11 protein-coding genes, 1 tRNA gene and 1 pseudogene are annotated in these 13,650 nt (G+C 54.3%); 7 read left to right on the top strand and 6 right to left on the bottom strand.

All coding sequences use genetic code 11. From position 1 onward, the window contains the following. Positions 1-29 precede the first annotated feature (29 nt). The gene (xseA, locus tag VEB01_RS09145; protein WP_414675441.1) at positions 30-1,394 is read left to right on the top strand and encodes an exodeoxyribonuclease VII large subunit; all 1,365 of its coding nucleotides are present in this window, start codon (positions 30-32) and stop codon (positions 1,392-1,394) included. Positions 1,395-1,423: 29 nt separating this feature from the next. Here the strand turns inward: xseA and VEB01_RS09140 are convergent, their stop codons facing one another. Together VEB01_RS09140 and VEB01_RS09135 are read right to left on the bottom strand one after the other, a co-directional pair. Further along, the gene (locus VEB01_RS09140) at positions 1,424-3,595 is read right to left on the bottom strand and encodes a putative bifunctional diguanylate cyclase/phosphodiesterase (protein ID WP_324874756.1); all 2,172 of its coding nucleotides are present in this window, start codon (positions 3,593-3,595) and stop codon (positions 1,424-1,426) included. After that, positions 3,592-4,368, bottom strand: coding sequence for an oxygen-binding di-iron domain-containing protein (locus tag VEB01_RS09135; RefSeq protein ID WP_324874754.1), 777 nt, complete (start codon positions 4,366-4,368; stop codon positions 3,592-3,594). The genes VEB01_RS09140 and VEB01_RS09135 overlap by 4 nt, the downstream gene beginning before the upstream one ends. A gap of 310 nt (positions 4,369-4,678) precedes the next feature. Between VEB01_RS09135 and VEB01_RS09130 the strand changes: the two genes are divergently transcribed. The 4 genes from VEB01_RS09130 (at position 4,679) to VEB01_RS09115 (ending at position 7,348) form a co-directional block, all read left to right on the top strand. After that, entirely contained in the window at positions 4,679-5,089 is a 411-nt protein-coding gene (locus VEB01_RS09130; protein ID WP_324874752.1) for a ketosteroid isomerase-related protein, read from the top strand. Between the two features lie 4 nt (positions 5,090-5,093). Next, positions 5,094-5,708, top strand: coding sequence for a GNAT family N-acetyltransferase (locus VEB01_RS09125; RefSeq protein ID WP_324874750.1), 615 nt, complete (start codon positions 5,094-5,096; stop codon positions 5,706-5,708). Continuing rightward, complete coding sequence (locus tag VEB01_RS09120) at positions 5,708-6,580, top strand: carbon-nitrogen hydrolase family protein (RefSeq protein WP_324874749.1); 873 nt, start codon at positions 5,708-5,710, stop codon at positions 6,578-6,580. Before VEB01_RS09125 ends, VEB01_RS09120 begins: the two co-directional genes overlap by 1 nt. A gap of 309 nt (positions 6,581-6,889) precedes the next feature. Beyond that, a complete protein-coding gene (locus VEB01_RS09115; protein ID WP_324874747.1) occupies positions 6,890-7,348 on the top strand; it encodes a hypothetical protein in 459 nt (152 codons plus the stop codon). A gap of 86 nt (positions 7,349-7,434) precedes the next feature. Here the strand turns inward: VEB01_RS09115 and VEB01_RS09110 are convergent, their stop codons facing one another. Further along, complete coding sequence (locus VEB01_RS09110) at positions 7,435-9,900, bottom strand: glycogen/starch/alpha-glucan phosphorylase (RefSeq protein ID WP_324874745.1); 2,466 nt, start codon at positions 9,898-9,900, stop codon at positions 7,435-7,437. A gap of 179 nt (positions 9,901-10,079) precedes the next feature. Between VEB01_RS09110 and VEB01_RS09105 the strand changes: the two genes are divergently transcribed. Then, a complete protein-coding gene (locus tag VEB01_RS09105; protein ID WP_324874743.1) occupies positions 10,080-11,984 on the top strand; it encodes a cytochrome c peroxidase in 1,905 nt (634 codons plus the stop codon). A gap of 5 nt (positions 11,985-11,989) precedes the next feature. Here VEB01_RS09105 and VEB01_RS09100 read toward each other — a convergent pair whose 3' ends face one another. Further along, positions 11,990-12,421 (bottom strand): YqaA family protein, encoded by a 432-nt coding sequence (locus VEB01_RS09100; RefSeq protein WP_324874741.1) that lies wholly within the window; start codon positions 12,419-12,421, stop codon positions 11,990-11,992. A gap of 135 nt (positions 12,422-12,556) precedes the next feature. Here VEB01_RS09100 and VEB01_RS09095 point away from each other — a divergent pair. Then, positions 12,557-12,633, top strand: a tRNA-Met gene (locus VEB01_RS09095). 49 nt (positions 12,634-12,682) lie between these two features. Here the strand turns inward: VEB01_RS09095 and VEB01_RS09090 are convergent. Both VEB01_RS09090 and VEB01_RS23215 read right to left on the bottom strand, forming a co-directional pair. Next, positions 12,683-13,078 (bottom strand): annotated as a pseudogene (locus VEB01_RS09090) (tyrosine-type recombinase/integrase); the annotation flags it as partial. Between the two features lie 113 nt (positions 13,079-13,191). Further along, the gene (locus VEB01_RS23215; protein ID WP_422656124.1) at positions 13,192-13,467 is read right to left on the bottom strand and encodes a phage integrase; all 276 of its coding nucleotides are present in this window, start codon (positions 13,465-13,467) and stop codon (positions 13,192-13,194) included. Between the last annotated feature and the right edge of the window lie 183 nt (positions 13,468-13,650).

The following is a 13,650-nucleotide window of genomic DNA, read 5'->3' as shown; positions in this document are numbered from 1 at the left end:
AGGATTCGCAGAATCGCCCTTTCACTACCATGACGATTTCGGTTAAACCCGCCCCCCGACCGGAAGCCGTGTATACCGTTTCTCGGTTAAACCGCGAGACCCGCTTCCTGCTCAACGATTGCTTCGGTAGCATTTGGATCGAGGGTGAAATCTCCAATTTCTCCGCTCCGTCATCAGGACATCTCTATTTCAGCCTGAAAGATTCGGAGGCACAGATACGCTGCGCCATGTTCCGTGCGCAAAGCCGGTCCTTGGAGTTTAAGCCGGAGAACGGCGACCACGTTCTAATCAAGGCTCAAGTAAGCCTTTACGAGCCGCGCGGCGATTATCAGCTGATAGTCGAATACATGGAGGAAACCGGCGACGGTGCGCTGTTGCGAGCTTTCGAAGCCTTAAAGCAGCGTTTAGCGGCCGAGGGCTTATTCGACGCCAGCCATAAGAAGCCGATCCCGCGAGTCCCGCAATGCATCGGCGTCATCACTTCGCCAACGGGGGCGGCCGTTCACGACGTTCTTACCGTACTCAAGCGCCGGAGTCCGTCGGTTCCCGTAATCATTTTTCCGGTTAAAGTCCAGGGCGCCGAGGCTAAGTTCGAAGTAGTGAGAGCCCTTGCCGCGGCGGATCGGCTCAAGCTGTGCGACGTCTTGATATTGGCCCGTGGGGGCGGCTCTCTGGAAGATTTATGGACATTCAACGAAGAGCTGGTGGCGCGCGCGATTTTTGCTTGCAAAACGCCCGTCGTAGCAGGTGTCGGACATGAGATCGATATCACCATTGCAGATTTTGTCGCGGATCTGCGCGCGCCGACTCCATCGGCAGCCGCAGAAGCAGTAACCCCCGATAGTGCTGAGTTGCTAGCCCGTTTCGAGCGAATCGGCCAGCAGCTTTTCCAGCGTCTGCAAGCGCTCCTGGAGCGGCATAAGAATACTCTTCTCTTTCTCAATAAGCGGCTTCAGCAAGAGCACCCCAGCAAACGCCTGCAAACCCAAAGCCAGCGCTTGGATCAATTAGAGCTCCGGCTCAAACGAGCGGTGAAGAATTCCCTAACCTATTCGGATGCTCGGCTGCGAACACAATCCGCCACGCTATCCAGGCACCATCCCCAGCAGCGCCTGCTGATGCTGGAGATGAGACGGAATCAGATTTACCAAAGGCTTTGTATGGCTGTTCAGCGGGTGCTTGAAAAACAAGGTCAACGCGCCTCGGGTCTGGCCGAGCATCTTCAGGCCGTAAGTCCTCTAGCGACGCTAACACGTGGCTATGCCGTCGCTTATAAACACGACACCGGCGAAATTCTACGGTCTTATCGCGACATCCAGCCGAATGAAAAAATGGAAACCCGCCTTGCAGACGGCATCCTGATCAGCCGAATCGAAGCGGTGCGGAAATGCTGAAAACCGACGGCAACCTTTCAGCTTCATGCCTAAGACTTCAGCGCAAACTCCGGCATCGGCATCCCGATATGGAATCCTTGAGCGTAATCGACCCCCATTTCCTGAAGAAGAGTCAGGGTATTCGCACATTCCACGAACTCGGCAACAGTCTTAATGCCGAGATCTCGGCAAAGGCGGCTAAGATTACCCACCAGCGCCCGATCAATACGCGAATTCAAGATATTGCACACGAACTCGCCATCGATTTTGACGTATTCGAAGTGCAATTCCCGAAGATAATGAAAGGAGTTGTAGCCGCTCCCGAAATCGTCCAGCGCGAAAGAAAAGCCGATACGCCGCAACTTGGCCAAGAACTTACGCATATGGGCCATGTCGCCGATCGCATCCCGCTCCATGATCTCGAAAACGACGCGACTCGGCGGAAGCTCGAGTCGATCGCATAATTCCTCCGCGAAAGCCAGAATTCCACGCTCGTGAATCTCCTGCGCCGATAGATTGATAAACAAGCGAGGCGGGGAACCGTCTAATCCGATGGACGTACTCGCAGCGGAGAGCGCGTCCTTGAGAATGGCCTTATCCAGTTCCCGAGCCAAACCGTATTTCTCGATCGTCTCTATAAACATGATGGCCGATACAACTTCCCGGTTCGGCTTGACAAGGCGCGCGAGCGCTTCGTACGCGAACACGGCTCCCGTCCGACAGTCGACAATGGGCTGGTAATAAGGAATGATGCGGTGCTCGCTTAAAGCCTGGCGAAGTTCTTCGGCATATATCCGGCTGTCGCGACTGATCTTGACGGACTCATCCGCCGCTTCAAGGGTAGACACCTCGTCCTTGCCTATTCCCTTAGCGTGATAAAGGGCAATGTCCACGCCGGCAAACAAGTCAGCGGCATCCTTCCCGTCCTTCGGATAGCTTACCAGGCCAATCGAAGTGGTTATGTAGAACTGCCGGCCGTCCGGCCCCTCGAGTCGCATGCCGCGCAGCCGCTCCCGCAGCGACTCGGCCACTTGAAGTGCACCCGTTGGCGGCGTTTCCGGCAGAATCACCGCAAATTCGTCCCCCCCGATACGGAAGGCGATGTCGCCTCTGCGCAAATGACCGTTCAGGCATTCACCGATTTGGATCAGCGTTACATCGCCGGCCGGATGGCCGTATGAATCATTAATATCCTTGAAATTATCCAAATCGAGCAACAAAATCGAGAATTCGTGCGTGTGCCGCGCAGAGCGGTCAATTTCGTATTCCAGCATTTCGGTAAATCGCCGCCGGTTGTAAAGCCCGGTAAGTGGATCGTGCCCGGAATAGTATTCAAGCTCTTCCAACGTGCGGCCGAGCAACTTGCTCGAACCGACCACCATGACCATTACCGACAGCAGAGAGCGGATCATGCTGAGTTCCTGAGCGCCAGGCGGCGCTGCGGAGGTGTAAACCACGCCGAGAAGCCCCGCCAACTGGGACGCATACTCAGGCATCGGCACAGTAAGGGTTCGGATATCTTTTAGGTCGATAATGTTTACCGCATCGCTGACCTGATATTCCTCGACCTCGATCGGCACATCCGGGGACAGCTTGAGCTTTTCGACTATTTCGCCGATAAGCCGCTTCTTCACCGAACACTTGATTTGTTCGGGATAAGCGCCGAAGTAATAGAAAAACAGCGATAGTCCCAGCTCACCGCGGAAAGCGATGAAAAAGAAGTCGAAAGGAAAGATATCGCGGAAGTCGGCAAGAATCTCCTGAACGAACTCATCCCAATGCGTCACCCGCTCGTGGGAAAAAATGATTTGCTCCAACACCTGGCTCTGGCGCTCGAACAGGTCTTTTTCCACCAGCGTAGAAGCCAGAAAGTCCATGGTTTGACTGAACTCCCTCAATACCTCCTGTATGTACTTACCATTCCGGTGCCATTGCCGCTGCCTTTCGTCCGCCAACAGATTCAAGCTGCGATCCAATCTACGGCAGTGCTCCAATATGTCGAGCTTAGGCCCCGGCGCATCTCTCTCCAGATCGGCGATAACGTTAGCATGGACGCGATTTACCATGGTTCGAATGGTCGTCCCGAACATCTGCGTCCGGGTTTGGCTTTCGAGCAACGCAGACAATTGCTCCATCACCTGCTTGCGCAACGCGTCTAGCTGCGATGGCTTGCCCGATTGGCCATTGAGAGCATCGGGAATCGTTTTAACCAGCAAATTCATGATTGCGCCCCTTTAGCAAAGCGCCCTCCCTGCTCCATGAGATCGACCCCGCACTCCAAATCCCCAAACCAGTCGATAAAATCTCTCACCGCGCGGCCGCGGTAGATCGGCCCGTGCTGGGGGGCCAACATGTCGATTTCCAAATCCGAGATAGTTTCCACCCAGCACCGGGCAGCTCGGTTCGAGCACATATAACGACGGTGAAATCCTTCGATATAGGGAAGATGGCTGGCGAAATCATCGACGAACTCGTATGCCAGTTCTTCCGGAAGCATCGCCGCGCCTATATCGCCGGTGAATAGAATTTTGGCTATCGGATCATAGACGTTCAGCTGGCCTTCGGAGTGTAGAAAATGCGCCGGCACCAATTTCAGCTCGAAACCCTGCGAGAATTCGCACGGCATTCCTTCGTCCGGCACCGGAACGAAGCGATTTAAATCCCGGATGCCGTAATGGGGAAGAAAGCGGAGCCAGATACGAGGCGCATATACCGGGGCCGTGGTGAGCTCCAACCATGTGGAGAGCCCGCCCACTATGTCCGGGTCCTGATGAGACAAAATAATAGCCCGCAGGTCGCGAGGCTCGAGATATTGGAGCAGTTCCGTGAGCGCTCCGGGCATAACGCCAAATCCTCCCGGATCCAGCAAGACGCCGTGTCCATCATGCAGAATCAGATACTGGTTGGAGCGAATTCCTTCCTCTTCGCCGGGTTCGCTCTCGTTTAGCAAAATGAACCGGTGCTCCGGCGTTTTGAATAAAGTAACGTTTCGCACGGCTAATCTCTTTTTTGTTGTTGTCATTCTGTCGTGGACGTCCGTTTACTATCATTCGGCCAGTATCCCCATGAACGCCATTTTAGGGATGCACGTTAACACCCCCCACCCGGCCAAAGACAACAAAAACCTTATCATTTAAATGGCATTTAATCTGTAAGCTTTTTCCTACACATACAAGAACCTACTTCAGTTAGATGATATTGTTCGTCGATATTCGAACCGAGATCCTTTAAACTAACCAGTTCCAAAATTTTTCGAAAACTCCGAACCCTATCCGGAACGACATCAACTTTTATCGAAAACCGTCATGAACAAAGAGAGCCAAACACTGATCGAAAAATACTACGCCGCATTCAACGCCGGACAGATGGATACCTTTCTAAGCCTGCTTACCGATGATGTCATCCATGACATCAATCAGGGGCAGCGGGAAATCGGCAGAGAGGCATTTCGCGAGTTCATGAATCGGATGAACCGGAACTATAAGGAACAGCTCGTGGACATGGTCATCATGACCAGCGAAGACGGCAAGCGAGCCGCCGCGGAATTCGTGGTTCTCGGCGAATATCTGGTGACCGACGAAGGTTTGCCGCCCGCCAAAGGGCAGAAATACCGCCTTCCGGCCGGCGCTTTCTTCGACATTCGCGACGGCAAGGTGGCACGCATCACCAATTACTACAATTTGCAGGATTGGATCGCCCAGGTAGAAAAGGGCTAAAACCATGGCCGAATCGATCACCATCAAGCGCTTCACCGGCCACAGTCCGGAACTGCAACGCTATTTGCCCGACCTGGCGCGATTGCGAATCGAAGTGTTCCGCGATTTTCCGTATCTCTATGACGGAAGCTACGAGTACGAGAAGAAATACCTCCAGACGTATACCCGGTCGCCGGAAAGCGTGATCGTACTGGTGCTGGACGGCGACAAAGTGGTGGGGGCGACGACCGGCATCCCGATGGAACATGAGACCGAAGAGTTTCAGAAGCCCTTCGCGGAACACGGTTACGACCCAAAGAAAATCTTTTATTGCGGTGAATCGGTATTGTTGAAAACCTACCGCGGCAAAGGCATTTATCCGCGGTTCTTCGAAGAGCGGGAGCGTCATGCCCGCTCTCTCGGTCGATTCGACTGGAGTTGCTTCTGCTGCGTACAGCGCCCGGAGAATCATCCGCGCCTCCCTGCGGATTACGTGCCGCTCGATCGGATCTGGACCAAATTCGGCTATACCAAGCATCCGGAACTGGCGACGACGTACACGTGGAAAGATTTGGACGAGGAAGAAGAATCGCCCAAGCCCATGGTGTTCTGGCTCAAGCCTTTGAAGGAAAACACCTGATGTCATCCCGACCGTTCCGTCTGGCTGCCGCTCAATACGACATCGGCTTTCTCAAAAGCTGGGACGATTATTCCACCAAAATTGCCCGATGGGTCGCCGATGCCGCAGGTAACGGCGCCAAGATGCTGTTGTTCCCCGAGTACTTCAGCATGGAACTCGCATCGCTCTTTCCGGAGGAAGTCTACAAATCGCTGTCCAAACAGCTGAGCGAAATGCAGGCGCTGTTGCCCGATTTCGTGATGCTGTTTTCCGATATGGCCGAGGAACACGGCGTTCATATCGTGGCGGGTTCCTTTCCTGTTCGGCTGTCGGACGGCCGCTACCGGAACCGGTCGTTTCTATTCCGCCCGGACGGAACGACCGACCATCAGGACAAACTTCAGATGACCCGGTTCGAAAATGAGCACTGGCTGATTACCGGCGGCGAGGAAATCAAGACGCTGGACACCGAGTTCGGGCGGATCGGCATCAATATTTGCTATGACAGCGAGTTTCCGATGATCGCTCGCAAGCAAGTCGAAGCCGGAGCCGATTTGATTCTGGTGCCGAGCTGCACCGATACGCTGGCAGGCTATCACCGGGTGCGCATCGGTTGCCAGGCACGCGCCCTGGAGAACCAGTGCTATGTGGTGCAATCGCCAACTGTAGGTCAGGCGCCCTGGTCGGAGGCGGTGGATGTCAATACCGGCGCCGCCGGCGTCTACACCCCGGTGGATTACGGCTATCCGGATAACGGGATACTCGTCATCGGCGAACTCAATCAGACGCAATGGGTTTACGCCGAAATCGATCTCGGCTCGATAGCCAACATCCGGCAAACCGGACAGGTCTTCAATTACCGCGACTGGCCGGGTCAGTTTCGCCACGTCTGATAAATGGCTGGGGCAAGCGTCACTCATCGGTCGCTTGCACCCGCTCACGTTAACGAGCAAATCACCGGCAACGGCCCGTTCTAGCCCAATGTCATCGAGCGTACGGCGGATCGCTTTGATGCGTCGGCCGACCTTCCCGCGCATCCCCACGCTCTATTGCTCTACCGGCAAGTATGCCGAACTAATCTCCGGAATTTTTGTCTTTGATGAACACAACCCGGTGATTGCGCTACGACAATACTATCGTCCCGCCGACGTTCGCACCGGAAAGGCTCCACATCCATTCTTCGTCCGAACTGGAGAACGACTATGGCAAAGAAGCAAACCTCAAAGCACACCGAGGATACTGCAGGGACCAAGAAACATCCGCGTATGGAATCAACCGCAGAACCGACCACCGGTTCCGTCGGTGAGCGTCCGGAACACGTTATGGAAAGAGAAACCGAGCCGGCGGAAGGCTCTAGGGAAGGATTTGGGGAAGCCATCAAGGAAGGCGCAAACGATGCGCGCTCGGCCTTTGCCGAGTTCATTCCTGGGATCGGCGGCGTAATCCATAACGGAGTTTATTCAGGCTTCTACTATCTGGCCTATGGCGTGGTTTTCAGCTCGTTGGCGGTCGCCAGCCTACTTCCATCCCATAATGCTATGGGAGAAGGTGTACGCGATGGCGCCGAAGCGGCTAAAAAGGCCTTCAAAGGACGACACGAGGGTACGCATGAAGCTTCGCACGTCGACGTGTCGACCGATGAAGGTCTGACCACGGCTTGATTGGTACGGGCGGAAAACGGGACTGGACGCGTAAAAGAACGGCGGCGATCTACCGGTATTCAGGCGCCGGTTCTTTTTTCCCCGAGTCACCGGCGCGTGGGTATATTCCAGATACTTCCCGCATATTCTTTAATAGCGCGATCGCTCGAAAACCAGCCGGAATGAGCCACGTTCAGGACCGCCTTTCGGGTCCACATGTCGGGATCACGATATAGGTGATCGACCTTCTCTTGGCAAGCGATATACGGGTCATAGTCCGCCAACAAGGCGAACCTGTCGCCCTCTCGAAGCAAGGAATCAACCAACGGTTTGAACCGATCCGGCTCATCCGCCGAGAAGTACCCCGTCGAAATCATATCGAGGGCGAGTTTCAGCTCATTGTCAGTGTAGTAGTAGTCCCAAGGGTCATAGCCGCCACGGCGCAGATCTTCGAGCTGCTCGGCGGTGTGACCGAAGATGAAAATATTGTCCTCGCCCACCCTTTCTCGAATCTCGATATTCGCGCCATCCAAGGTGCCGATGGTAATAGCGCCGTTAATCGCCATCTTCATATTGCCGGTGCCTGAGGCCTCCATCCCAGCCGTCGAAATCTGCTCCGACAGCTCCACCGCTGGCATAATCTCCATGGCGCGGGAAACGTTGTAGTCGGGTACGAAAACCACTTTTAAAAGGCCATTGACCGCCGGATTCCGGTCGATCACCCTCGCCACGTCGTTAATGAGCTTAATGATCAGCTTGGCCGCATGATAGCCGGGTGCGGCCTTGCCACCGAAAATGACCGTGCGCGGTACGGCGTCTGCCGACGATCCGAAGCGCAATCGGTTATACCGGCTGATGACATGCAGAACGTTGAGCAGTTGGCGTTTGTATTCGTGCATACGCTTGATTTGTACATCGAAGAGACTTGTCGGATCGATCCGAGTACTGAGGCGTTTATCGATGAGCGCCGCTAATTGCTCTTTGTTGGCTAATTTGACCGCCCGAAATCGCGCGCGGAACTCGGGATCGTCCGCCCAGGGCGCTAGCTCCCGAAGCCTCTCCAGGTCAGTCACCCAGTCCGCGCCGATCGACTCCGTGATAAGTCCGGCGAGGCCTCGATTGGCCTGATTCAGCCATCGCCGCGGTGTGATGCCGTTGGTGATATTTACGAACCGGTCCGGAAAAATCTTGGCGAAATCCCGGAATATCGTGGTTTTCATCAACTGGGTGTGCAACTTGGCCACTCCGTTGATTTTATGGCTGCCAATGATGGCAAGATGGGACATCCGGAGACGTTTTCCTCTATCTTCGTCTATCACCGAAACACGCTGTACCAGCCCCATATCGCCGGGAAATCTCTCGCTGACCTCTTTAAGGAAGCGATGATTGATCTCGTAGATGATTTCCAGGTGGCGCGGCAGCAATTGCTCGAACAAACGCACCGACCAGGCTTCCAAGGCTTCGGGCAACAGCGTGTGATTGGTATAGGAGAACGTCCGAACGGTGATGTCCCAAGCATCGTTCCATGGGACATCGTGCACATCCACCAGAATGCGCATCAGTTCCGGAATGGCGATCGAAGGATGGGTGTCGTTGAGTTGGATGGCCACCTCTTGGGGCAATTCGGAAAAGCTGCGGTGATCGGCGGAAAAGTTTTTCAGGATGTCCTGAAGGGATGCGCTGACGAAAAAGTATTCCTGCTTGAGCCGCAATTCGCGCCCCATTTGGGTGGTATCGTCCGGATACAGCACCTTGGACAGGTTTTCCGATTGGGTTTTCTCTTCGACCGCCTTGATGTAATTGCCTTCGTTGAAATACTTCAGCTCGAAATCCCGGGACGCCTTGGCCGCCCACAGCCGCAAGTTATTAACGGTCTCGCCGCCATAGCCCGGGACGGGTATATCGTAAGCCATCGCCATCACGTCCTCGGTATCGGTCCACTGATATCGAACTCGGCCGTCGGTGTCCCGATACTCCACGACGCGCCCACGGAACTGCACGCGATAAAGAACGTCGGGCCGGGAAAACTCCCAGGGATTCCCGTAACGGAGCCAGTTTTCCGGATGCTCGATTTGATAACCGTCCTCTATGCGTTGCGAAAACATCCCGTAGTCGTAACGTATCCCGTAACCGAATCCCGGAAGCTGAAGTGTGGCGAGCGAATCCAGGTAACACGCCGCGAGACGCCCCAATCCGCCGTTACCCAAGGCGGCCTCCTCCTCGGTCTCGGAGAGCTCCTCCAAGCTTAACCCGACATCTTCCAACACTTGCTTGAATTCGTCATAACATCCGATATTGAGTAAGCTATTTCCTAGAGCCCGGCCGATCAGAAATTCCATCGACAAGTAATAAACGCGCTTCGCATCCTGCAAATAGTACCGCCGCATGGATTCCATCCAGCGCAAGGTGAGCAGGTCCCGCACAACATACGCTAAAGCGAAAAACCAGTCCCGCTCCTGGGTCTCGACCGGGTCCTTGCCAATGGAATAGATCAAGCGGTTGACCAAGGCGCGCTTTAACGAAGGAATGTCTTTGGGATTTAAAGTCTCGTATGAGTCGTGAGGTACAGTCATCGCCCCAAGTCTCCTTGAGCTGAAATATTATGTTACCTGAGCAGTTTAGACCGATGCATGAACGGTCTGACGAAACTACACGCCCGCTGGCTGTCTAAGACACGCTTCGAAGCATATCTTTAGACGGCTGTTCGGCTCCCCTTTAGATTTACGATTATTCAGCACTCCGGTAACGCCCTATGAATATCCGCTATGCGGTGTCCGTTATCTCTTGCTTGCTCGCCCTACTTAGCCCGGCTTACGCCGCACAACCCGAAAAACCCTTAGCACCGGGTTATAAGCCACTGGCCTTCAAATTGCCGGCTCCCGGCACCTACGCCTTACCCGCGCTGGGCGAGGCATCCGATGGGCGGGTATTGGATAGCGCCGGGAGCGAACTGAATCTGCATAGCTTGTACGGCGATAAACTGGTCCTGTTGAGTTTCATCTATTCGACTTGCAGCGACGTTAACGGCTGTCCACTCGCTACCGCCGTCTTTCACAAGATTCAACGCCGCCTCGAACAAGAGCCGCAAATCTCTAAACATGTGCGGTTGATCACCTTGAGCTTCAACCCCGACCACGACACCCCGGAGATCATGGCTCACTACGGGAAAGCTTTTGCCAAAGGCGTGGATTGGCGCTTTCTGACCACCCGCTCCGAGCAAGATGTTCAGCCCATCCTGACTGCCTACGGCCAATCCATCCAAAAAGACTACGACGCCGACGGAAAATTCCTTGGCACATTCTCCCACGTTCTTCGAGTGTTCCTGATCGATCGGGAAAAGCAAATACGCAATATCTACACCGTCTCCTTTTTGCATCCCGATACGCTGGTTAACGATATAAAGACTCTATCGGCAGAAAAATCCTCGACCATAACCGAAAGCACGCCCACCGACCGCGCTCCGTTTTTGGGTAGCGGTGATAACAAAACTGGCTACGAAGCGGCTGATTTCACGACTCAATCCATCGCTCTCGCCGAGCGTTCCGGCCATCGAACCGATCTGGCCAAATACGCTAAACGCCCGCCGCTGGGCCTACCTCCCGTTCCAACACCATCGAACAATCCGATAACCCCAGACAAGATCGAGTTGGGTCGAAAACTTTTCTTCGATCGTCGGCTGTCCTTGAATAACACCTTCTCCTGCGCCATGTGCCACGTTCCGGAGCAAGGCTTCACGAGTAACGAGCAAGCGACTGCCGTCGGCATCGAAGGCCGAACCGTGCGGCGCAACTCACCCACGATTTATAACGTGGCCTATCTGGAACGCCTATTCCATGACGGACGCGAGAACCGACTGGAACAACAAGCCTGGGGGCCCTTGTTGGCCAACAATGAGATGGGAGCGCCCTCAATCGGCTACGTCGTCGAGAAAGTCCAGGGCCTACCCGACTACGCCGGTCTTTTCGAAAAAGCCTTCAAGCGCGGCCCCTCTATGGAAACCATCGGCATGGCCTTAGCCAGCTATGAAAGGACCTTGAACTCGGCCGATTCGCCCTTCGACCACTGGTATTTCGCGAAGAAGAAAAACGCGCTACCTAGCGAAGCACGTCTTGGCTTTGAGCTGTTCACCGGCAAGGCAGGCTGCTCTCAGTGCCATACCGTCGGCAAAGATCACGCCTTGTTCACCGACCAGCAGATGCACAATACGGGCATCGGCTTCCACGCGGCCATGGCCAGCGATAAGCCAAAGCAGAAAATCCAAGCCGCACCGGGTGTGACTCTGGAAATCGACGCCGATGCCCTAGCCGCCGTCAGTGAAACCAAACCGAACGATCTCGGCCTTTACGAAATTACCCAAGATCCCAAAGACCGTTGGAAATACAGAACACCTTCCCTACGTAATGTCGCCTTAACCGCACCGTACATGCATGACGGCTCGCTTTCCAGCCTCGAAGAGGTTATCGAGTTCTACAATCGAGGAGGTATTGCCAACGAAAATCTCGATCCGCTGCTGAAGCCATTGAATCTCGATAAAGCCGAAGTCAAGGCCCTCATCGCGTTTCTGCATTCCCTGACCGGCAGTAACGTACAAGCCATCGTTTCGGATGCCTTCGCTGCACCGGTGGGCGATCCCACCGATAAGCTGCTACAGCGGTGATTCAGTCAAATAAATGCATAAACGACGGCGGCATACCGCAGAGCCTTACCTATCGCTATGGCGAAAAGCGACCGCCAAAATGGCATACGAAGCCAGCCGGCCGCGAAGCAGAAACCATCTCCAACTACAGGCAACCACGAAAGCAATAATATCGGGAGCCCCCATCTCCGCACCGACGATACCGCCTTTTGCTGACGCGGCTTTGCAAGGCGTTCGGCTGGATATTTGACAGCGGTAAAAAATCCCAACCCCCAAGTTGTGACAGCTCCCAGCGTATTGCCGGATGTAGCCGTCAACAGCAAAACTTCCGGAGAAAGTTCCGCTTGGGCCACAAGATAAGCAAGCACCGCCTCCGAACCGCCGGGCGCCAACGTAGCGGATACGAATGCGCTGCCAAAAAGACTCCAAAGGGCCAATGTACCTGTTAAAAACGCCATCGCTTAAATTTTCTGAAGAAGGATCCTAATAAAGTGGCAGCCCACTTTTTGCGCAGCCGATAAATTCGTAACACAGTCGACCGGAAATATTGACAGAACTGAGGCAAAAAAGTACGATTTCATTTCTAAATTTACGGCTACGTAGCTCAGTTGGTTAGAGCACCGCATTCATAATGCGGGTGTCGGCGGTTCAAGTCCGCCCGTAGCTACCATAAATTCGAAGGCCTAGACATTTTGTCTAGGCCTTTTCTATTTCCAGTGTCAACGGAGTGTCAACCGAGCCAAAGGATTAAGTTCGAGCACTTCCCGCAGATGATCGGGCGCCAGATGGGCGTAACGCATGGTCATGGTTAGATTGGCGTGACCCAAGATACGCTGAAGCGCCAGGATATTACCACCGTTCATCATGAAGTGACTGGCGAAGGTGTGACGGAGGACATGGGACATCAGGCCTTCGGAGAGTCTGATTCCCGATCTTTCGACGGCTTCCCGATAAGCACTGTAGCAGGATTGAAAAAGATCCCCGATCTTCGAGCAGTTATCAAGGATTTCTTTAACTAGGTGTGACGATACCGGAATGACCCTGACTCTTCCGCTTTTCGTTCCACGAAAGGTGATCGCGGAAGGATCGTGGGACAGGTCCCGGACGTGAAGCCCCTCCCCTTCGGACCATCAGCACCCGGTAGCGAGGCAAATTCTAACGACGTGTTAGGTGTCTCGATTCGATGAAGCTCGGCATTCTGCCAGAAGAAAACCGATTTGCTCCAAAGTCAGATACGATAATTCACGTTCATCGACGCGAAGCTTCCGGACTTTGCCAGTGGATTGCATCCCGAGCATTTCCCAATGCGCGAGAGTTCAGAGAAAACCACTGATAGTGTGGCCTGCCCTCGGTTAAGCGTGGCGACTTTGGTTCCTTCGGCCAATCGCCGCGAGCGGTATTCGACAAAAGTTTCTGACGTGAAAACGATTGCCGGCGGATCGCCGATATTATTGCAGAGAGCAATCAAGCGCTTATAGGTATCCCCAGCGGATTTAAGTCCTATCCATGATGGTCATTCCATTTCGCGATCATAAGGGTAACAATATGGCCTGTTCTTTCAGATGTGAACGGCCATGGCGAGACCCGCGGGTGGACGGGCCGTGTTGGCGCAGGCCAAAGCGGTTCTGGAGACGGCCCGGAATGTTGATGAGTTGAAGATGGCGCAAGCGGTCGTCTTGCCCTTGGA

Origin of the sequence: Methylocaldum sp. (assembly GCF_035627495.1) — a bacterium.
In the GTDB taxonomy this organism is placed as follows: domain Bacteria; phylum Pseudomonadota; class Gammaproteobacteria; order Methylococcales; family Methylococcaceae; genus Methylocaldum.
This window is presented reverse-complemented; position numbering and strand designations above follow the sequence as displayed.